This window comes from Streptomyces sp. NPDC005805, assembly GCF_040630445.1.
In the GTDB taxonomy this organism is placed as follows: domain Bacteria; phylum Actinomycetota; class Actinomycetes; order Streptomycetales; family Streptomycetaceae; genus Streptomyces.
The window spans coordinates 1-18,653 of sequence record NZ_JBEXXN010000023.1; the positions used below are offsets into that span (position 1 = coordinate 1).

16 protein-coding genes and 1 pseudogene are annotated in these 18,653 nt (G+C 75.6%); 7 read left to right on the top strand and 10 right to left on the bottom strand.

Features of this window, described 5'->3' with window-relative positions; translation table 11 throughout:
• Positions 1–326: 326 nt before the first annotated feature.
• From ABZ457_RS15355 to ABZ457_RS15370, 4 genes are all read right to left on the bottom strand, one after another.
• Positions 327–1,511 (bottom strand): thiolase family protein, encoded by a 1,185-nt coding sequence (locus tag ABZ457_RS15355; protein WP_359157988.1) that lies wholly within the window; start codon positions 1,509–1,511, stop codon positions 327–329.
• Positions 1,512–1,673: 162 nt separating this feature from the next.
• The gene (locus tag ABZ457_RS15360; RefSeq protein WP_359157989.1) at positions 1,674–1,943 is read right to left on the bottom strand and encodes a hypothetical protein; all 270 of its coding nucleotides are present in this window, start codon (positions 1,941–1,943) and stop codon (positions 1,674–1,676) included.
• Positions 1,944–2,014: 71 nt separating this feature from the next.
• Positions 2,015–3,079, bottom strand: coding sequence for a LacI family DNA-binding transcriptional regulator (locus ABZ457_RS15365; RefSeq protein ID WP_359157990.1), 1,065 nt, complete (start codon positions 3,077–3,079; stop codon positions 2,015–2,017).
• A 410-nt stretch (positions 3,080–3,489) separates the two neighbouring features.
• A complete protein-coding gene (locus ABZ457_RS15370; protein ID WP_359157991.1) occupies positions 3,490–4,341 on the bottom strand; it encodes a TIGR02452 family protein in 852 nt (283 codons plus the stop codon).
• Between the two features lie 196 nt (positions 4,342–4,537).
• Here ABZ457_RS15370 and egtA point away from each other — a divergent pair, with 196 nt between their 5' ends.
• Genes egtA through egtD form a run of 4 tightly spaced genes read left to right on the top strand, consistent with a single transcriptional unit; the run spans position 4,538 to position 8,899 of the window.
• Entirely contained in the window at positions 4,538–5,812 is a 1,275-nt protein-coding gene (gene egtA, locus ABZ457_RS15375; RefSeq protein ID WP_359157992.1) for an ergothioneine biosynthesis glutamate--cysteine ligase EgtA, read from the top strand.
• The gene (egtB, locus tag ABZ457_RS15380) at positions 5,809–7,185 is read left to right on the top strand and encodes an ergothioneine biosynthesis protein EgtB (protein WP_359157993.1); all 1,377 of its coding nucleotides are present in this window, start codon (positions 5,809–5,811) and stop codon (positions 7,183–7,185) included. The genes egtA and egtB overlap by 4 nt, the downstream gene beginning before the upstream one ends.
• On the top strand, positions 7,185–7,940 hold the full coding sequence (gene egtC / locus ABZ457_RS15385) for an ergothioneine biosynthesis protein EgtC (protein ID WP_359157994.1): 756 nt from the start codon (positions 7,185–7,187) through the stop codon (positions 7,938–7,940). The genes egtB and egtC overlap by 1 nt, the downstream gene beginning before the upstream one ends.
• Entirely contained in the window at positions 7,937–8,899 is a 963-nt protein-coding gene (egtD, locus tag ABZ457_RS15390) for an L-histidine N(alpha)-methyltransferase (RefSeq protein WP_359157995.1), read from the top strand. The genes egtC and egtD overlap by 4 nt, the downstream gene beginning before the upstream one ends.
• On the opposite strand, the pseudogene ABZ457_RS15395 reads toward egtD, so the two are convergent.
• From ABZ457_RS15395 to ABZ457_RS15405, 3 genes and pseudogenes are all read right to left on the bottom strand, one after another.
• Positions 8,794–9,393: pseudogene (locus ABZ457_RS15395) on the bottom strand (lysophospholipid acyltransferase family protein); the annotation flags it as partial. The gene egtD and the pseudogene ABZ457_RS15395 overlap by 106 nt on opposite strands.
• Before the next feature lie 653 nt (positions 9,394–10,046).
• Complete coding sequence (locus ABZ457_RS15400; protein WP_359157996.1) at positions 10,047–10,952, bottom strand: GNAT family N-acyltransferase; 906 nt, start codon at positions 10,950–10,952, stop codon at positions 10,047–10,049.
• Positions 10,953–11,121: 169 nt separating this feature from the next.
• Complete coding sequence (locus ABZ457_RS15405; RefSeq protein ID WP_359157997.1) at positions 11,122–12,369, bottom strand: extracellular solute-binding protein; 1,248 nt, start codon at positions 12,367–12,369, stop codon at positions 11,122–11,124.
• Positions 12,370–12,691: 322 nt separating this feature from the next.
• Between ABZ457_RS15405 and ABZ457_RS15410 the strand changes: the two genes are divergently transcribed.
• The gene (locus ABZ457_RS15410; protein WP_018848217.1) at positions 12,692–12,907 is read left to right on the top strand and encodes a dodecin; all 216 of its coding nucleotides are present in this window, start codon (positions 12,692–12,694) and stop codon (positions 12,905–12,907) included.
• A 51-nt stretch (positions 12,908–12,958) separates the two neighbouring features.
• On the opposite strand, the gene ABZ457_RS15415 is transcribed toward ABZ457_RS15410, so the two are convergent.
• Entirely contained in the window at positions 12,959–13,453 is a 495-nt protein-coding gene (locus tag ABZ457_RS15415; RefSeq protein ID WP_359157998.1) for a hypothetical protein, read from the bottom strand.
• A 189-nt stretch (positions 13,454–13,642) separates the two neighbouring features.
• Here ABZ457_RS15415 and ABZ457_RS15420 point away from each other — a divergent pair, with 189 nt between their 5' ends.
• Together ABZ457_RS15420 and ABZ457_RS15425 are read left to right on the top strand one after the other, a co-directional pair.
• Positions 13,643–14,686, top strand: coding sequence for an MsnO8 family LLM class oxidoreductase (locus ABZ457_RS15420; RefSeq protein WP_359157999.1), 1,044 nt, complete (start codon positions 13,643–13,645; stop codon positions 14,684–14,686).
• An 11-nt stretch (positions 14,687–14,697) separates the two neighbouring features.
• Positions 14,698–17,115 (top strand): excinuclease ABC subunit UvrA, encoded by a 2,418-nt coding sequence (locus ABZ457_RS15425; RefSeq protein WP_359158000.1) that lies wholly within the window; start codon positions 14,698–14,700, stop codon positions 17,113–17,115.
• On the opposite strand, the gene ABZ457_RS15430 is transcribed toward ABZ457_RS15425, so the two are convergent.
• The gene (locus ABZ457_RS15430) at positions 17,097–17,924 is read right to left on the bottom strand and encodes a tyrosinase family protein (RefSeq protein WP_359158002.1); all 828 of its coding nucleotides are present in this window, start codon (positions 17,922–17,924) and stop codon (positions 17,097–17,099) included. The genes ABZ457_RS15425 and ABZ457_RS15430 overlap by 19 nt on opposite strands.
• A gap of 19 nt (positions 17,925–17,943) precedes the next feature.
• Complete coding sequence (locus ABZ457_RS15435; RefSeq protein WP_359158003.1) at positions 17,944–18,399, bottom strand: tyrosinase cofactor; 456 nt, start codon at positions 18,397–18,399, stop codon at positions 17,944–17,946.
• Between the last annotated feature and the right edge of the window lie 254 nt (positions 18,400–18,653).

The window sequence follows — 18,653 nt, forward strand, 5'->3', positions numbered from 1 at the left end:
AACACAAACCCCAAAACCCCCAAGAGGTTGAGGTCATAGGTTTAACACGGGCTGGAGGCCCCGCCCGGGCGGGCCCCCCCGGGCGGGCCCCCCCCGGCCGAGGCGCGTGTGCGCGCCGGCGCGGCGGGGTCCGTGCGGCGGCGCGGCGGGGTCCGTGCGGCGGCGCGGCGGGGTCCGTGCGGCGGCATGCGCCAACCTGGCCGACGCCCGGGTGCGCCGACGTGCGCAGCCCCGCGCGGGGCGGGCCCGCAAGCGTGCGGCGCCCACCCCGACGCGCGCTGCCCCCGCGGGGCAGGCTCCGACGCGCGCGCCGACCGCGCGCCCCGTCAGCGCTCCAGGACGAGAGCCAGCCCCTGCCCCACCCCGATGCACAGCGCCGCGAGCCCCGTGCCGGAGCCGGCCGCGGCGAGCTGGTGGGCGACCGCGCCGGCGAGGCGGGCGCCCGACGCGCCCAGCGGGTGGCCGATCGCGATGGCCCCGCCCCGGGGGTTGACCACCGCCGGGTCCAGTTCCGGCCACTCCGCGAGGCAGCCCAGCGCCTGCGCCGCGAACGCCTCGTTCAGCTCGAACACGTTCAGGTCGGCGAAGGACCGGTCCGCCTTCCCCAGCGCCCGCCGCACCGCCTCGACCGGGCCCAGCCCGAAGAGCTGCGGCTCGATCCCGGTCACGGCGGAGGCGCGGACCCGGGCCAGCGGCTCGCGTCCGGTCGCCCGCAGCCCCTCCTCGTCGACGAGGAGCAGCGCGGCGGCCCCGTCGTTGAGCGGGGAGGCGTTGCCCGCGGTGACCGTGCCCGTGGGGCGGAAGGCCGGCTTCAGCTTCGCCAGCGCCTCCATCGAGGTGGTGTCGCGGATGCACTCGTCCCGCGTCAGGTCGACGCCCTCGTAGCCGACCACCTCGGTGTCGTACAGGCCCTTCGCCCATGCCTCGGCCGCCCTGCGGTGGCTCTCCAGGGCGAAGGCGTCCTGCTGCTCGCGGCCGATGCCGTGCTTGTCGGCCACCTGCTCGGCGCCCTCGCCGAGCTGCACGGTCCACTCGGCGGGCATCTTGGGGTTGGTCATGCGCCAGCCGAGGGTGGTGGAGTGGAGCTGCTGGTGCCCGGCGGGGAAGGCGCGCTCGGGCTTCTGGAGCACCCAGGGCGCGCGGGACATGGACTCGACACCGCCGGCGATCGCCACCGAGGCGTCGCCGAGGGCGATGGCGCGGGCCGCCTGGACGACGGCCTCCAGGCCCGAGCCGCAGAGCCGGTTCACGGTGACCCCGGGCACGGAGACGGGCAGCCCGGCGAGGAGTACCGCCATCCGGGCGACATCGCGGTTGTCCTCGCCCGCGCCGTTGGCGTCGCCGAAGACGACGTCGTCGATCCGGGCCGGGTCGAGGTCCGGGGTGCGGTCCACCAGCGCCCGGACCACATGGGCGGCGAGGTCGTCGGGGCGGACGCCCGAGAGCGCACCCCCGAAGCGGCCGATCGGCGTGCGGACGGCGTCGACGATGTAGACGTCGCGGATGCTCATCGAGTTCTCTCCCGGGCCAGGACCCGGTCCCCCTGACGGACCGCGGTCCACTATCGAGTCGCCCGAGTCTGTGACGGGTGGTGCGCGGTGTCAACGTCCGCCGGGTTCGTGACCGGCCGCAGGGGGCGTGAAGACCGCCACGCCCGGCCGGGGACGCGCGCCTCAGAAGGCGTCCGCGTCGACCACCCGCACGGTCAGCCCGTAGTCCAGTTCCGCCCCGTCCACGAGCAGGGCCTCCACCGTGCGCGTCTCGGGGTCGATGTCGGCCTCGACGCCGTCGCCGACGAAACGCGGATAGCCCGAGGCGCCCTGCTCCCCGGTGGCGTCGACCACGGCCGACCGGATCGCGCTCTCGGCCGCCGCGACGGGGTCGTCGCTCTCGACGTGCTCCGGCAGGACGAGAATCCCGAAACGCTGCGGTTCGTTGCTCATGCAGGCGACGCTAGACACCCGGCCCCTCCCCCGCATGTCGTCGCGCCGCCCCCTCCCGGGGCCCGTCCGGGTCAGGCGGACTCGCGCGGGACGGGCAGGGCGGTCATCAGCTCGTAGCGGGCCGGCGGGAGGCCAGGCTCGCGCACGGCCCGGTCGACGAGGGCGGCGAGTGTGCCGCCGCCCATGGTGTCCAGGCGGACGGTGCTGAGCCGGGGCCGCAGCAGCCGGCCGAGGAGGAGGTCCCCGGCGCCGATCAGGGCCGTCTCGCGGGGCACGTCCACTCCCGCGTCCTGGAGGGCGCGCATCAGGAGCATGGCGTAGGCGTCGTCGTAGGCGTACACGGCGTCGAGGCCGAGGGAGCGCCAGCGCCCGGCGAGGGCGGCGGCCGACTGCTCCTCGTACGCCATCGGGAGCGGGACGGTCCGCGCGCCGGTCCCGGCGGCGGCGCCGCGGGCCCCGGCGAGCCGGGGCCGGGCGAGGCTCCCGGGGCCCGGCTCCTCGGGCAGGACCACGCCGATCGCGCGGCGGCCCCGGTGCAGCAGATGCCCGACGGCGCAGGCCCCGATGCGCCGCTGGTCCATCACCAGGGTGTGTGCGCCCTCGACCCCTTCGATGCCTTCGGCGGCGCCCGCCTCGCCCGCTCCGCCCGTGCCCAGGGTGACGACGGCGCGGGCACCGGAGCGCCGCAGGAGCATCACGCCGTGCGGGGTGGGCTGCGCCTCGCCGAGGCAGACGACGGCGACGGGGCGCAGCTCCGCCCAGGCCCGCGCGGCCTCGTCCCCGTCGAGGCCGAGGCTGCCGTACTGGACGACGGTGTAGTCCAGGAGCCGCAGCTCGGCGTGGAGTTCGTCGAGGAAGCCGGAGGGCAGCGCCCCGGCGGACTGGCGCGGCGCGGGTACGACGACGGTCCGGGTGCGGCCGGCGCGCAGGCTGCGGGCGGCGGCGTGCGGGACGTAGCCGAGTTCCTCGGCCGCCGCGCGGACCCGGTGCCGGGTCCGGTCGCTGATGCGGACCGAGGCGCTGTTGTTGAGGACGTACGAGACGGTGGCCCGGGAGACTCCGGCCAGCCGGGCGACGTCGGCACTGGTCGGGGCGGAGCGATTCACGGGCGGTTCGGGTGGTGGCTGCTGGCTCATCGCCCGGGCCATCCTTCCAGACCCGCGACACGTCGGATCACCCGCCTGGCCGGAATCAGGTGTCGTCGGCCTTCTCAACTCCCTTGTGGAGCAAGGGTGTTGGACATCGATGGTGGACGGGGGCCGGTGACCTCCGCGCACGGGCGACGGCCCGTGCAGCGGCGGATGGCCGGATCCGGCGGGAGAGGCCCGGAAAGTGTCCGGAAGGGCCCGGCGGACGTCCGGAAATCGAACGGTTGCGCAGGGGGCGGGCCCGGCTGGCACCGTACTCCCGCCGCCCGCGAGCCGCTTCGCCGGGCCCGGCAAGTCCCGGACCGGCCCGGCAAGTCCCGGACCGGTCGGTCCCGCGCCGGGCGGCCTCGGCCCGGTCGGTCCCGGACCGTCATCCCGGCCCGGACGGCTCCGGCCGGTCAGTCCCGCCCGGGCAGCCCCGGCCTGCGCAGCCCCGCGAACGCCGCGCGGAAGGCGCCCAGCGTCGCGCCCCCGCCCGTGCGGTCGAGCACCGCGAAGACGATCTCGTCGAAGTGGCCGCCGAACCGCGCGCCCGGCACCAGCAGCCCCCTGAACGCGCCCGCCACCTGCGCCGGGTCGCTGCGGAAGACTCCGCAGCCCCACGCTCCGAGGACGAGCCGCCGGTAGCCGCCCGCGACGGCGACCTCCAGCACGCGTTCGGCCCGGCGGGCCAGGACGGCGGGGATCCGGTGCGCCTCGTCCGGCGTGCGGCGGGCGATCACTCCCGCGTTCGGGGCGGGCGAGGTCAGGAAGCCGGCCTCGAACGGCTCCCGCAGCAGCCCGCCCCGGTCGTCCCGGAAGACGGGCACCGCCGGGGAGTGGATGACCCGGTCGGAGTAGAAGGGACTGCGGTCCTCGCGGTGGTGGGCGTAGTGCCCGGGGACCCGCAGGAGGGTCGTGTAGAGGGCGGAGGCCCGGCAGAGGGCCTCCTCCTGGGCCTGGGCGCCGTTGAGGTAGCCGCCGCCGGGGTTGCGCGCGGAGGCGAAGTTGAGCACCGCGACCGGGCCGGGCGCGGCCGAGGTCAGCCGGCGGGCGGCCTCGGTGCTGGACTCGCCGGTCACCTCGAAGGAGGTCGTCCGGTCGGTGCCGGGCACGACGTCCAGCGGGTCCGGGCCGTGCCCCCGGGTGGCGTCCGCCGATGCGGCGACGGCCTCGGCGATGCGGACCTCGTGGCCGTCCGGGAGGCGGTAGCCGCCCGCCGCGACGATCGCCTCGGTCTCCCGGGCGATGCCCCTCAGCCGCGCGCTCATCCTGTTCCCCCGGTGTTCACGATCCCGTTCACGACTGATCCGTCCCCCGTGTTCATGTCCGGCATCCTGATTGGTCCGGCGAGACGGGGGCAAGCGCATTTCGGCTGGCCGGAGGGCACTCTTGTGCGAACCGAAGGCCGTGGCTTTAGGTTGGCAGAGTCCCGCGCGGGATCCTTCGACCCCCGAGGAGTCGATCATGCGTCCGCCAGATACCGGGTGTTCCGAGGAGCGGCTGTCCGAGGAATCGGCCGAGGAGCTGCTGCGATGTATCTGCTTCAAGACGGGCCCGCCCCGCCGGGTCGGGGTGGAGGTCGAGTGGCTGGTCCATGATCCCGACCGCCCCTCCGTGCCCGTTCCGTCCGAACGCCTGGCGGCGGCGTTCGACGGGATACGGACCCTGCCGCTGGCCTCGGCCCTGACCTTCGAACCGGGCGGGCAGCTGGAGCTCAGCTCGCCGCCCGCCGGTTCGCTCGCCGAGTGCGTCGACCTCACCGCCACCGATCTCCGCGCCGTCCGCGCCGCCCTGCGCCCCGCCGGACTGGCCCTCGCGGGTTACGGTCTCGACCCCTGGCAGTCCCCGCGCCGACTGCTGCGAGAGCCGCGTTACGACGCGATGGAGCGCTTCCTCGACCGCTCCGGCCCCGCCGGGCGCACCATGATGTGCACCTCCGCCTCGGTCCAGGTCTGCCTGGACGCGGGCGAGGAGGAGCCGGGCCCCCTCGGCTTCGTCCGCCGCTGGCAGCTCGCCCATGTCCTGGGCGCCGTGCTGCTGGCCGCGTTCGCCAACTCCCCCGTCAGACAGGGCCGTCCCACCGGCTGGAAGTCGACCCGGCAGGCCGTGTGGAGCGCGCTCGCCCCGGTGCGGACGACGGCTCCGCCGCTGACGGCCGACCCCCGGGCGGACTGGGCGGCGTATGTGCTGGACGCGCCGGTGATGTGCGTGCGCCGGGCGGAGGGCCCCTGGCAGGTGCCCACCGGGCTCACCTTCCGCCAGTGGCTGCGCTCGGGCGCCCCGCGCCCGCCGGCCCGGGCGGACCTCGACTACCACCTGACCACCCTGTTCCCGCCGGTCCGGCCGCGCGGCCATCTGGAGTTGCGGATGCTCGACGCGCAGCCGGGCGAGGACGGCTGGACGGTCCCGCTCGCCGTGACCACGGCGCTCTTCGACGACCCGGAGGCGGCCGAGACCGTGTACCGGGCGGTCAAACCGCTGGCGGAGGCGGCCGGTTCGCTGCCCGCGCCGCAGAACCCGCTGTGGGTGACGGCGGCCCGCCGGGGCCTCGCCGACCCGGATCTGCGGGCCGCCGCCGTCCAGTGCTTCGGCGTCGCGCTGGAGTCCCTGGAGCGGACGGGGGCGCCGGACGCCCTGGCGGCCCGGGTCGCGGACTTCACCGAGCGGTATGTACGGCGCGGCCGCTGCCCCGGCGACGACCTGAGTCCTTCCCCCGTGGCCTGGGAGGCCGCCTCATGACCGACGAGCTGCGCCTGCGGGCGCTCGACGCGCTGACCGCCGCCCGGGCCCGGACCGCCGTGCTGACCTCCTGCGTCGACGACGGCGATCTGACCGCCCAGCACTCCCCGCTGATGTCGCCCCTGGTGTGGGACCTCGCGCACATCGGCAACCAGGAGGAGCAGTGGCTGCTGCGCACGGTGGGCCGGGCGGAGGCCCTGCGGCCGGACATCGACTCGATCTACGACGCCTTCGAACACCCCCGGGCGAGCCGGCCCACCCTGCCGCTGCTCGCCCCGGCGGAGGCCCGGACCTATGCCTCGGACGTCCGCGGGCGGGTGCTCGACATCCTGGAGAAGACGGAACTGGAGGGCTCCCGGCTGGTGGACGCGGGCTTCGCCTTCGGCATGATCGCCCAGCACGAGCAGCAGCACGACGAGACCATGCTGATCACCCACCAGTTGCGCAGGGGCCCGGCGGCCCTCACCGCGCCCGAGCCGCCCGACCATCCGCACGAGCCCCTGCCGGCGGAAGTGCTGGTACCCGGCGGCCCGTTCACCATGGGCACCTCCACCGAACCGTGGGCGCTGGACAACGAACGGCCCGCGCACCGGCGGGAGGTGGCCGCGTTCTGGATCGACACCGTGCCGGTGACCTGCGGGGCGTACCAGGAGTTCATCGCGGACGGCGGCTACGAGGACCCGCGCTGGTGGGCCCCGGCGGGCTGGGCGCAGATCCGTGAACACGGCATCGGCGCACCCCTGTTCTGGCGCCGGGAGGGCTCCGGCTGGGTGCGCCGCCGCTTCGGTGTCACGGAGGAGGTGCCGGCCGGGGAGCCGGTGCTGCATGTGAGCTGGTACGAGGCGGACGCGTACGCCCGCTGGGCGGGGCGCAGGCTGCCCACGGAGGCCGAGTGGGAGAAGGCGGCCCGCCACGATCCGGAGTCGGACCGCTCGCGCCGCTATCCGTGGGGCGACGCCGACCCGGGCCCCGCCCACGCCAACCTGGGGCAGCGGCATCTGCGCCCGGCGCGGGCGGGGGCGTACCCGGAGGGGGCGTCGCCGCTGGGGGTGCGGCAGTTGATCGGGGACGTGTGGGAGTGGACGGCGAGCGACTTCCTGCCGTACCCGGGCTTCGCCGCGTTCCCGTACCGCGAGTACTCGGAGGTGTTCTTCGGCCCGGAGCACAAGGTGCTGCGGGGCGGGGCCTTCGGGGTGGACGCGGTGGCCTGCCGGGGCACCTTCCGCAACTGGGACCTGCCGGTGCGACGCCAGATCTTCTCCGGCTTCCGCACGGCCCGGGACGCGGAGGTCCGCGGCGACGCCAAGGAGCCGCGCGGTTCGTCGGCGGGGCGCGGCTCTTCGACGCCGCGCGGCGCGGGAGGTTCCGTCTGATGTGCCGCCACCTCGCCTATCTCGGACCGTCCGTGCCGCTCGGCGCGCTGCTGGCGGAGCCGGAGCACGGGCTGGTGCGCCAGTCCTGGGCCCCGCGCCGGCAGCGGTACGGGACGGTCAACGCGGACGGCTTCGGCGTCGGCTGGTACGCGGGCGGGGACCCGGTCCCCGCCCGGTACCGGCGGGCCGGGCCGGTGTGGGCGGACCGGTCCTTCGCGGACCTGGCCCGGGTGGTGCGCTCCGGGGCGGTGCTCGCGGCGGTCCGGGACGCGACCCTGGCCGGGGCGGACGCGGAGGCCGCGGCGGCCCCGTTCGCCGCCGGGCCCTGGCTGTTCAGCCACAACGGGGCGGTGCCCGGCTGGCCGGACCCGATGGCGGACGTCGCCGCCGCGCTCCCGCCGGCCGCGCTGCTGTCGATGGAGGCGCGCACCGACTCGGCCCTGGTGTGGGCGCTGGTGCTGCACCGGCTGGACGCGGGCGACGGCCCGGACCGGGCCCTGGCCGAGACCGTCCGGGAGACGGCCGCGGCGGCCCCCGGCTCGCGGCTCAATCTGCTGCTCACCGACGGGCGCACCATCGCGGCGACCGCGTGGGGCGACACCCTCTGGTATCTCACCGGCCCCGCCGGCCGCACGGTGGTGGCCTCCGAGCCGTACGACGACGACCCCCGCTGGCAGGAGGTGCCGGACCGCACGCTGCTCACCGCGACGCGGACCGACCTCCGGCTGACCGAGCTCAAGGAGCCGACCCAGTGAGCCCGTTCCTGCTGACCCGTACCCTGCCCGAGGACGCCACGGACGCGGATCTGCGCGCCGATGTGCTCAACGGGCTGACCCGCACCCCCAAGGTGCTGCCGCCCAAGTGGTTCTACGACGCGCGCGGCAGCGAACTGTTCGAGGAGATCACCCGGCTCCCCGAGTACTACCCGACCCGCGCGGAGCGGGAGATCCTGGCGGACCGGGCCGGCGAGATCGCGGCGGCGACGGGCGCGCGGACGCTCGTGGAGCTGGGCTCGGGCTCGTCCGAGAAGACCCGCTACCTCCTCGACGCGCTCACGGACCTGCACACCTATGTGCCGGTGGACGTGAGCGAGAGCGCGCTGACGGGCGCGGCGGAGGCGCTGCTCGCGGAGCGTCCGGAGCTGTCGGTGCACGCGATCGTCGCCGACTTCACCCGGGGCCTGGTCCTGCCGGGCACGCCCGGGCCCCGGCTGGTGGCCTTCCTCGGCGGCACGATCGGGAACCTGCTGCCCGAGGAGCGCGCCCTGTTCCTGCGCTCGGTGCGCGACCTCCTCTCCCCCGGTGACGCGCTGCTGCTCGGCACGGACCTGGTGAAGGACGAGGACGTGCTGGTGCGGGCGTACGACGACGCGGCGGGGGTGACGGCCGAGTTCAACAAGAACGTCCTCGCCGTCCTGGCGCGGGAGCTGGACGCGGACGTGGACCCGGCGGACTTCGAGCATGTGGCCCGGTGGGACCGCGAGCAGGAGTGGATCGAGATGCGGCTGCGGGCGCGCTCGGCGCTGTCGGTGAAGATCCCGGAACTGGATCTGGTGGTGCCGTTCGAGGCGGGCGAGGAGCTGCGGACGGAGGTCTCGGCGAAGTTCCGTCAGGAGCGGGTGTGGGAGGAACTGGCTGCGGCCGGACTGGAGTTGGCGCACTGGTGGACGGACCGGGAGGGCCGGTTCGCGCTTTCGCTGGCGACGGCGAGCTGAGCGGTCCGGGCGAGTGAGCGCCGGTCGGCGCGGCAGGGTGCGGGGATCGGCGGCAGCAGCCGTATCTCCGCGGTGAGCCGCCCGGCCCGCGCGACCCGCCACAGCGAGACGGCCAGCGGGTCGTCCCCGACGAAGGCGGCGGCTCCGGTGGGCGTGTAGGCGAGGCGGACGGGCTGGACGGGGACGCCCGCGTCGAGCGCCGCCTGGAACGCGGCGGGCCGGAACCGCCCCTGCGCCCGGCCGCACCAGGTGGACCCCTCGGGAAACACGATCACCCGGGCGCCCCGGCGGAGCACGGCGGCGAGCTGTGCGACGGTACCGGGCAGCGCACGCAGCCGGTCCCGCTCCACGAACAACGTCCCCCCGCGCGCGGCGACCGCCCCGAGCACGGGCCAGCGCCGCACCTCCGCCTTGGCGAGCATCCGCCCGGGCAGCACGGCCGCGATCAGGGGGATGTCCAGCCAGGACACATGGTTGGACACGACGAGACACCCGGCAGCGGCCTCGACGCGAGGTTCCGGCGGGCCGCCCACCAGAAGTGGCGCCCCGGCGCCGGGCGGGCCCGGAGCCCAGGGTCCGGTCCGCCCGCGGGACACCGCCGGGCCCGGAACTCCGCCCGGCCCGGCGGCCGCACGCGGCGGCACCCCGGCACCGGGTCGGCCGCCGCCCACCGGGGGTGGCGGCGCCTGGACGGATGGCGGGGCCAGCCGGGGCACGGGCGTGCGGCCCGCCGAAGGGGGCGGCGCCTGGCCGCCGGGCCGACCGGCTGCCGGGCGTCGGGGCGGGCCCGGAGCCCAGGGGCCGGTCCGCCCGCGGGACACCGCCGGGCCCGGGCCCCCGCCCAGTCCCGAAGCCGCACGCGGCGGCACCCCGGCGCCGGGCCCGCCCTCGGCGACGATCCGGACGCGGACGCCGAACGCGCGCAGCACCGCGCGGGCCCAGGCGCGGGTGAGGCGGTGGCGGGCGGCGCGGCCCAGCAGCGCGGCGGCCGGGGCGAGGGCGATCCCCGCGGCGGTCACGGCGCAGCCGGCCGCCACCCGTCCGGCGGCCCGCAGGACACCCGCCGGACGCCCGTCCCCGGCCGCGCAACCGCCGGGCGTACAGGGCGCGGTGGGCAGCCAGGCCCCGGCCGCCCCGGAAGGCCCGCTCACGCGGGGGCCAGCGAGAGGAAGTGGCGCAGATAGCGGGGGTCGGTGCGACGCAGGGAGAGCAGGACGTACAGATCGGCGACCCCGAACTCCGGGTCGTGGGCGGGCGCCCCGCACACCCACGCGCCGAGGCGGAGGTAGCCGCGCAGCAGGGGCGGCAGTTCGGTGCGCCCGGCGGGCAGCGGGACACCGGCCGGGTTCCACAGCCGGTGCGGCGTGACCTGGTACTTCTCGGGGGCGAGATGGCGGCTGCGGACGGTCTCCCAGGTCGCGGCGGCGAGGGCGCCGCCGTCCGCGAGGGGCAGCGAGCAGCAGCCCGCCAGCCACTCGTGCCCGGCGCGGGTCATATAGCGGGCGAGGCCGGCCCAGATGAGGGCGATCACCGCGCCGTTGCGGTGCCGGGGGTGGACGCAGGAGCGGCCGACCTCGACCAGGTCGTGGCGGATCGGACCGAGCCGGGTGAGGTCGAACTCGCCCTCCGCGTAGAGCCGGCCGGCGATCCGGGCCCGGTCGGGCGGCAGGATGCGGTAGGTGCCGACGATCTCGCCGGTGGCCGCCTCGCGCACGAGGAGGTGGTCGCACCAGGCGTCGAAGGCGTCGCTGTCGAGGCCGGGTTCGGGGCCGTCGAGCCGTGCGCCCAGCTCCCCGGCGAAGACCTGGTGGCGCAGCCGCTGCGCGGCGCGCACCTCGTCCTGGTCGCGGGCGAGGGAGACCAGGTAGCGGGACCGGCCGTCCCGCTCCGGGGCAGCGGACACGACGGGAGCGGGCGCGGGGCCCGGCACGGCGGGTGCGGAGGCGGTCGCCGCAAGCGCAGAAGCGGCGGCGACGGACGCGGGTGCGGGACCCGGCACAGCGGGTGCGGGACCCGGCACGGCGGGCGCGGGGGCGACGGGGGTGGCGGGCATGGCGGCCTCCTGGGCGGACGAGGGGCCGGGCCGCGGGTGCGTCGGCCCGGCCCCTCGTTTCTTCCGCGCCCGGGAGGAATCGGCGTGACCGCCCGGCGGAGACCGGATGTGGGAACGCTGAACCCCGGGCGCGCCCCGCCGCGCCCCGACGTGCGCCCCCGCCCGCCCGTCAGGGCCGCAGCGCGGAGGTGATCCGGTCGGAGGCGCTGCGCGCGGCCGTCGCCGGGTCGGCGCCCTGGAGGACGGCGGTCATATAGGGCTTGATCGGGTTGTCCACCTCCACCTCGGCCCACTGCGGCGAACTCGGCGTGGCCCGCCCGCGCACCGCGCCCGCCGCCATCGCCGAGGTGCCCTCCGCCCCCTCCAGCTCCCCGGCCAGGGTGGTCTTGTTGGGCACATAGTTCATCGTGCGGGCCAGTTCGAGCTGCCACTCCTCGCCCGCGAGCGCGGAGACGACCTCCACCGCCGCCGCCCGCTCCTTCGACTTCTCGGGCACGATCAGGTCCGAGCCGCCGATGAAGACGGACCCGGGCGCCTCGGCCGACTTGCCGGGGACGGGGAAGAAGCCCAGCTTCCCCTTGAGTTCGGGGTTCGCCTTCTCGATGACGGTGGCCGCGCTCGGCACCGCGATCATCTGCGCGGTCCGGCCCTTGGCGAAGACCTGGGCCTGCGGCGGGGTCTCCTCGTCCGCGTCCTTGGGCCCGTCGCCGTGGGACTGGAGTTCCCGGTAGAACTCCATACCGCGCAGGGCCGCCTTGGAGTGCAGGGCGCCCTCCCACTCCCCGCCCTTCTCGACGGCGAGTTCACCGCCCTCGTCCCAGACGAAGCCCGCGAGGGTGTACCAGTCCTGGCCCGCCAGATAGATGCCGTCCTGGCTCGCGGTGTCCAGCTTCTCCGATATCTCCAGCCATTCGGCGCGCGTTGTCGGGGGCTCCTCGATGCCCGCCTCGGCGAACAGCTCCTTGTTGTAGATCACGACCCGGTTGGCCGCGTACCAGGGGATGCCGTACTGGGAGCCGTTGACGCTGCCGGGTTCGGCGAGGCCGGGCAGCCATTCGTCGCCGCCCAGATCGCGCACGGACTCCAGGGTGAGGTCGCGCAGCCCGCCGCTCTCCGCGTAACCGGCGACCTGGGTGTTGCCGACCTCGATGATCTCGGGGGTGTCCTTGCCCGCCAGGGCCTCGGTCACCTTCTTCCCGATGCCGGTCCACTCCTGGAAGGTGACATCCAGTTCGATGTCGGGATGCTCGTCCTCGAACGCCTCCGTGAAGCGGTTGAGGAAGTCCTCGGAAACGCTGTTCTGCATCAGCCAGACGCGGACCGTGCGCTGGTCGGAACCGCCGGGGACCATTCCGCACCCGCCCAGTGCGAGGGTGCACGCGAGCGCGGTGGACAGGACGAGGGCACGGTTCTTCACGAGGTCACCTTCTGCGTCGGGGCAACGAAGCGGAACCCGACGTGGGGGGAGGAGCTGACGCTCGCACGGGTGTGTGGCTGGATTTTGGTATGGACCAAAGGTCCGGTCAAGTCCGGAAAACCTGGCACCCCACGGCCGGGGGCCGGACTCGGTGATCACGGACGGCCACCGTGGGTGAGCCGCCCACTGGCCGAAACGTTCCGCCTCGGGATCGATCCTGCGGGTCGGTACGGAGCCGCGCCGCACGGCCGGGAGGCCGTCTCGCGGGACGGGAGCGGCTGGGGCACCGTGGAGGGAACGCACCGAGAGGAGCACGACACCCATGTCGAACCACACCTACCGCGTCACCGAGATCGTGGGCACGTCGACCGACGGCGTGGACCAGGCCATCCGCAACGGGATCGACCGCGCCTCGCAGACCCTGCGGGGCCTCGACTGGTTCGAGGTGACGCAGGTCCGGGGTCACATCGTCGACGGGCGGATCGAGCACTACCAGGTGGGCCTGAAGGTCGGATTCCGCCTGGAGGACGGCGCCTAGCGGACGCGGCGGGGCCGCACGGGGGCGGGGCCGCCTGGCCCCGCCCCCGTCTCAGGTCCGCCCCTCGCGCTCCTGCGCGTCCCGCATCGCGCGGCCCGTCGCCGCCGCGCCCCACTCCGCCCGCACCGTACGGAAACCGGCCCGGGCCGCGTCCTCGCACACCAGGGCGTCGTCGTCCACGAGCATCCGCACCTCCCGGGTCCGGGCGAGCCGGCGCAGGATCTCCAGCTTGGTCCTGCGGGCGGGCCTGCGGTCGGCGTTGCCCCGCATGAACACCCGCCCCTCGGGGAGTTCCCGCGCGGCCAGCCAGTCCAGGGTGTCCCGGCGGCAGCGCTCCGGCCGCCCGGTCAGGTAGACGACCTCGCACTCCCGCGCCGCCTCCCGGCACAGCCGGACGCCCTCCGCGAGCGGCGGGTCCTCGGGGGCGGCGGCGAAGAAACCGGTCCAGTCGCGCGGACTGCGCTCCAGGAAGTGCTGACGGTGCGCGGTGTCGGCGAGGGTCCCGTCGAGGTCGAAGACGGCCAGTGGCCTGCTGTCCCGTGTCACGGCCCCAGCCTAGAGCCGTCCGACCGCCCGGGCCGGGCCCGCACCCGCCCCGCCACCCGGGCGCGCCCCCGCCCGGGCGCACCGCGGCCGGTCGATGTCCGGGCCCGCCCCGGGCCCGGACGCACCACCCCCGCCCCGCCCGGAGGCCCCCGCCGGGAATCCCCGCTCCCCCGCCGCGTTGTACGAAGGGTGAGCGCCGTATCCGAGTTCCCCCCGCTGTCCCTCCTCGACCGGTCCCGCACCCGGGAGGGCGAGGACCCCGCCCGTGCCCTGCGGGAGACCGTGCGCCTCGCGCGGCACGCGGAGGCGCTGGGCTACCGGCGCTTCTGGGTCTCCGAGCACCACGGCGTGCCGGGCGTCGCGGGCTCCGCCCCGACCGTGCTGGCGGCCGCGGTCGCCGCCGCCACCGGCACCATCCGGGTGGGCACGGGCGGGGTGATGCTGCCGAACCACCGGCCCCTGGTGGTGGCCGAGCAGTTCGGGGTGCTGGAGTCCCTGTTCCCCGGCCGGATCGACATGGGCCTCGGGCGGTCCGTCGGCTTCACGGACGGCGTCCGCAGGGCGCTCGGCCGGGAGAAGGAGGACGCGGAGGACTTCGCGGGCCAACTCGACGAGCTGCTGGGCTGGTTCACCGGTACGCAGACCGCCCACCCGGGGGTGCGCGCCCGCCCGGCGGAGGGGCTGCGGGTGCCGCCGTTCGTGCTGGCCACCGGCGCGGGCGCGCGGACCGCCGCCGAGGCCGGGCTGCCCCTGGTCGTCGGCGACCTGCGCGGCCGGGACCGGCTGCTGGCGGCCGTGGACGCCTACCGCACCGGCTTCCGTCCCTCGGCGTGGGCGGAGCGGCCGTATGTGGTGGTATCCGGGACGGTCGCGGTCGCCGAAAGCGAGGAGGCGGCGCACCGGCTGCTGGCGCCGGAGGCGTGGTCGATGGCGTACTCCCGCACCCGCGGCACGTTTCCGCCCCTGCTGCCGCCCGAGCGGATCGAGGCCCTGGAGATGGCCGCGAAGGAACGCGACCTGTACACCTCCGGGCTGACGGGGCACATCGCGGGCACGGCGGACCGGGTGGCCGAGGAGCTGGCGAAGGCCGTGGCGGAGACCGGCGCCGACGAGGTGCTGGTGACCACGAGCACCCACGACCGGGCCGCCCTGCTGGACTCGCTGACCCGGCTGGCCGCCCTCGCGGGCCTCTCCCCCGCGCTGACCAGGCGGGATGCCGTCGACCCGGCCTAGACTTGGCCGTCATGCACACCCCCCACGACCCGTACGTCCGGGTCCGCGGCGCGCGGGAGCACAATCTGCGCGGCGTGGACGTCGACATCCCCCGGGACGCGCTGGTCGCGTTCACCGGGGTGTCCGGCTCCGGGAAGTCGTCCCTGGCCTTCGGCACGGTCTACGCGGAGGCCCAGCGGCGCTACTTCGAGTCCGTCGCCCCGTACGCGCGGCGGCTGATCCACCAGGTCGGCGCGCCGAAGGTCGGGGAGATCACCGGTCTGCCGCCCGCCGTGTCGCTGGAGCAGCGGCGCTCCGCCCCCACCTCCCGCTCCTCCGTCGGCACGGTCACCACCCTCTCCAACTCGCTGCGGATGCTGTACTCGCGGGCCGGTGACTACCCGCCGGGGGCCGCTCGGCTGGACTCGGACTCCTTCTCCCCGAACACGGCGGTGGGCGCCTGCCCCGAGTGCCACGGGCTCGGCCGGGTGCACCGCACCACGGAAGAACTGCTGGTGCCCGACCCCTCGCTGTCGATCCGGGAGGGCGCGATCGCCGCCTGGCCGGGGGCCTGGCAGGGCAAGAACCTGCGGGACGTGCTGGACGCGCTCGGGTACGACGTGGACCGGCCCTGGCGGGAGCTGGCGCCCGGGGACCGGGAGTGGATCCTGTTCACCGAGGAGCAACCGGTGGTCACCGTGCACCCGGTGCGGGACGCGGACCGTATCCAGCGCCCCTACCAGGGCACGTACACCAGTGCGCGCCGCCATGTGCTGCACACCTTCGCGGACTCCCGGAGCGCGGCGCTGCGGGCGCGGGCGGAGCGTTTCCTCGTCAGTGAGCCCTGTCCGGCGTGCGGGGGCAGCCGGCTGCGGCCGGAGGCGCTGGCGGTGACCTTCGCGGGCCGGACGGTCGCCGAGGCGGCGGCGCTACCGCTGACCGCGCTGGCGGAGCTGCTGACGTCCGGCCCGGACGGCGAGCCGGCGCGGGTGCTGACCGAGGATCTCCTCGCCCGGGTGGCGACCGTCACCGAACTGGGCCTCGGCCACCTCAGCCTGGACCGGACCACGCCCACCCTGTCCAGCGGGGAGCTCCAGCGGCTGCGGCTGGCGACGCAGTTGCGCTCCGGGCTGTTCGGGGTGGTGTACGTGCTGGACGAGCCGTCCGCGGGTCTGCATCCGGCGGACACCGAGGCGCTGCTGGTGGTGCTGGACCGGCTGAAGGCGGGCGGGAACTCGGTCTTCGTCGTGGAGCACCACATGGACGTGGTGCGGCGGGCGGACTGGCTGGTCGACGTGGGGCCGGGCGCGGGCGAGCACGGCGGGGAGGTGCTGCACAGCGGGCCGCTGGCGGATCTGGCGGGTGTGGACGCGTCGGTGACGCGGCGGTTCCTGTTCGGCGGCCGGGCCCCGGTGCGGCGGGAACGGCGGACGCCGTCCGGGTGGCTGACCCTGGGTCCGGTGACCCGGCACAATCTGCGCGAGCTGTCGGTGGAGCTGCCGCTCGGCGCGCTGACGGCGGTGACCGGGGTGTCGGGGTCGGGGTCGGGGAAGTCCACGCTGGTCGGCGCGATCACACCGGAACTGCCGGACGTGGGGCGGCTGGTGACGGTGGACCAGAAGCCGATCGGGCGGACGCCCCGCTCCAACCTGGCCACCTACACCGGCCTGTTCGACACGGTCCGCAAGCTGTTCGCGGCCACCCCGGGGGCCAGGGAGCGCGGGTACCGGGCGGGCCGGTTCTCGTTCAATGTGGCGGGCGGGCGCTGTGAGACCTGCCAGGGCGAGGGCTTCGTCACGGTGGAGCTGCTGTTCCTGCCGACGACGTACGCGCCCTGCCCCGACTGCGGCGGCGCGCGCTACAACCCCGAGACCCTCCAGGTGCGTTACCGGGAGCGGACCGTCGCCGAGGTGCTGGATCTGACGGTGGAGAAGGCGGCCGGCTTCCTCGCGGACGTGCCGGCGGCCGCGCGCAGTCTGCGGACCCTGCTGGACGTGGGGCTCGGCTATCTGCGCCTCGGGCAGCCGGCCACCGAGCTGTCGGGCGGTGAGGCGCAGCGGATCAAGCTGGCGAACGAGCTCCAGCGGGAGCGCCGGGGCCACACCCTCTATGTGCTGGACGAGCCGACGACCGGGCTGCACCCGGCGGATGTGGAGGTGCTGATGCGGCAGCTGCACGGGCTGGTGGACGCCGGGCACACGGTGGTGGTCGTGGAGCACGACATGGACGTGGTGGCCGGGGCGGACCGGGTGGTGGACATGGGGCCGGGCGGCGCGGAGGAGGGCGGCCGTGTGGTGGCGGCCGGGCCGCCGGAGACGGTGGCGGAGGCGGTGGGCAGCCGCACGGCGCCGTATCTGGCGGCGGCCCTGCGCGGCGGGGGCCCGGCCGGCGGTGCACAGCCGGCCGGGCCCCCACCTCCCGGGGCCGGGGGTCAGGCGGCCGTGTCGTAGGTGTAGTGGCGGGTGTGGTCGAGCATGTCGGCGGGGGTCACGTCGTTCCACGGCCGCATGGTGTCGTTGAGGGAGACCACGTTCGGGGTGCGCGTCGCGGGCAGATAGCGCGAGGCGGGGTGGCGGGCCTGCCAGTCGGCCCAGAGCTTGTCGATGAAGGCGTGGTGCATCCAGAACACCGGGTCGTTGGGCGAGACGCCGGTGCCCATCTGGCCGCCGACCCAGACATGGACCCGGTTGTGCAGGTTGACGCCGCGCCAGCCTTCGAGGTGGTTGCGGAAGCCGTCGGAGGCGCTGTTCCAGGGGGCCGCGTCGTAGACGGGCATGGCGAGGACGGAGTCGACCTCGGCGCGGGTGGGGAGCTGGGCGCCCCCGGCGCCGAGGGTGCGGCGCAGGAAGTCGCGGCCGTCGACGCGGACGGTGATGGGCCAGCGGCCGGAGGCCGCGCCGAAGGAGCCCTCCGTGACCTGCCCGTCGCGGGCGCGGCCGGTGCCGCCGAGGAAGTCCGGCGCCCAGAGCGAGGAGGCGGCGGTGCGGTCGGCGGTCCAGTCCCAGTAGGGCAGGGCCACGGTGGAGTCCACGGACTGGAGGGCCTGCTCGAACTCGATGAGGAATCTTCGGTGCCAGGGCAGGAAGGACGGCGAGCGGTGGCCCACCCGGGGCCCCTGGTCGGTGTCGCCCATGATGAAGCCGTTGTGCGTGGTGACGAAGGCGTCGTAGCGGCCGGAGCGCTTGAGCTCCAGCAGGGCGGCCACGAAGCGGCGCTTCTCGTCGGCGGTCAGCAGGGCCTGGTTCTTGCGTACGGTCATGGTGCGGGGCGCTCCGGCGTCAGGAGGAGAGGTCGAGGGGGACGAGGTCGGAGCCCTGGAGCTCCCGTACGGCGGCGCGGGCCACGTCGCGGGGGGTGCGGAAGGTCTCGTAGTGGTTGACGACGCTGATCCAGGTGCCGTCGGCGTTCCGCATCACATGCAGTTCGTCGCCGTCGACATGGACGCGGTAGCCGTCCCCGTGGCCGGTGTGGCCGGTCCCGTGGCCGGTCGTGCCGTGGCCGGTGTGGCCCGCCCCGTGCGCGGCGTGGTGGTCGTGGTGGCCGCCGCCGGTGGGAGCGGGGGCGCCCTGGATGCGGCGGCCCAGGTAGACCTCGTCGAAGACGGGCGGCCCGGCGGGGGTGCGCGGGCGCGGGGCGGACGAGGAGCGCGCGGTGCCGGCCGCGGCGCCGACGACGGCGAGGCCCGCTGCGGCGCCGGCGGCGCCCAGGGCTCGTCGGCGGGTGAGTCGGGACATGGAGGAACCCCCTGTGGGACATGCGTGCGGTGAGGCATGCGTGGTCGGACGGCGGTGTGGTCGGTACCGCCGCGGCATGCCTATCCGCTCGGGGGCGGAGGGGGTGAATCCGCCGGTGGGAGTTGGCCCGGATGCGGACAACTCGTCCCGCACCGTGCGGAATTCAACGAAGTCGATCTTGCTCCGGGCACACCCCGCCACCCCCGCCGGCAGAAATTCCTTCACCGCTAACGTCATCCAGCAGGAAAATCTCC

Coding starts and splice junctions, on each gene's coding strand:
- ABZ457_RS15355 (WP_359157988.1), bottom strand. CDS start 1,511: ATGAGCATCCGCGACGTCTACATCGTCGACGCCGTCCGCACGCCGATC.
- ABZ457_RS15360 (WP_359157989.1), bottom strand. CDS start 1,943: ATGAGCAACGAACCGCAGCGTTTCGGGATTCTCGTCCTGCCGGAGCAC.
- ABZ457_RS15365 (WP_359157990.1), bottom strand. CDS start 3,079: ATGAGCCAGCAGCCACCACCCGAACCGCCCGTGAATCGCTCCGCCCCG.
- ABZ457_RS15370 (WP_359157991.1), bottom strand. CDS start 4,341: ATGAGCGCGCGGCTGAGGGGCATCGCCCGGGAGACCGAGGCGATCGTC.
- egtA (WP_359157992.1), top strand. CDS start 4,538: ATGCGTCCGCCAGATACCGGGTGTTCCGAGGAGCGGCTGTCCGAGGAA.
- egtB (WP_359157993.1), top strand. CDS start 5,809: ATGACCGACGAGCTGCGCCTGCGGGCGCTCGACGCGCTGACCGCCGCC.
- egtC (WP_359157994.1), top strand. CDS start 7,185: ATGTGCCGCCACCTCGCCTATCTCGGACCGTCCGTGCCGCTCGGCGCG.
- ABZ457_RS15400 (WP_359157996.1), bottom strand. CDS start 10,952: ATGCCCGCCACCCCCGTCGCCCCCGCGCCCGCCGTGCCGGGTCCCGCA.
- ABZ457_RS15410 (WP_018848217.1), top strand. CDS start 12,692: ATGTCGAACCACACCTACCGCGTCACCGAGATCGTGGGCACGTCGACC.
- ABZ457_RS15425 (WP_359158000.1), top strand. CDS start 14,698: ATGCACACCCCCCACGACCCGTACGTCCGGGTCCGCGGCGCGCGGGAG.
- ABZ457_RS15430 (WP_359158002.1), bottom strand. CDS start 17,924: ATGACCGTACGCAAGAACCAGGCCCTGCTGACCGCCGACGAGAAGCGC.
- ABZ457_RS15435 (WP_359158003.1), bottom strand. CDS start 18,399: ATGTCCCGACTCACCCGCCGACGAGCCCTGGGCGCCGCCGGCGCCGCA.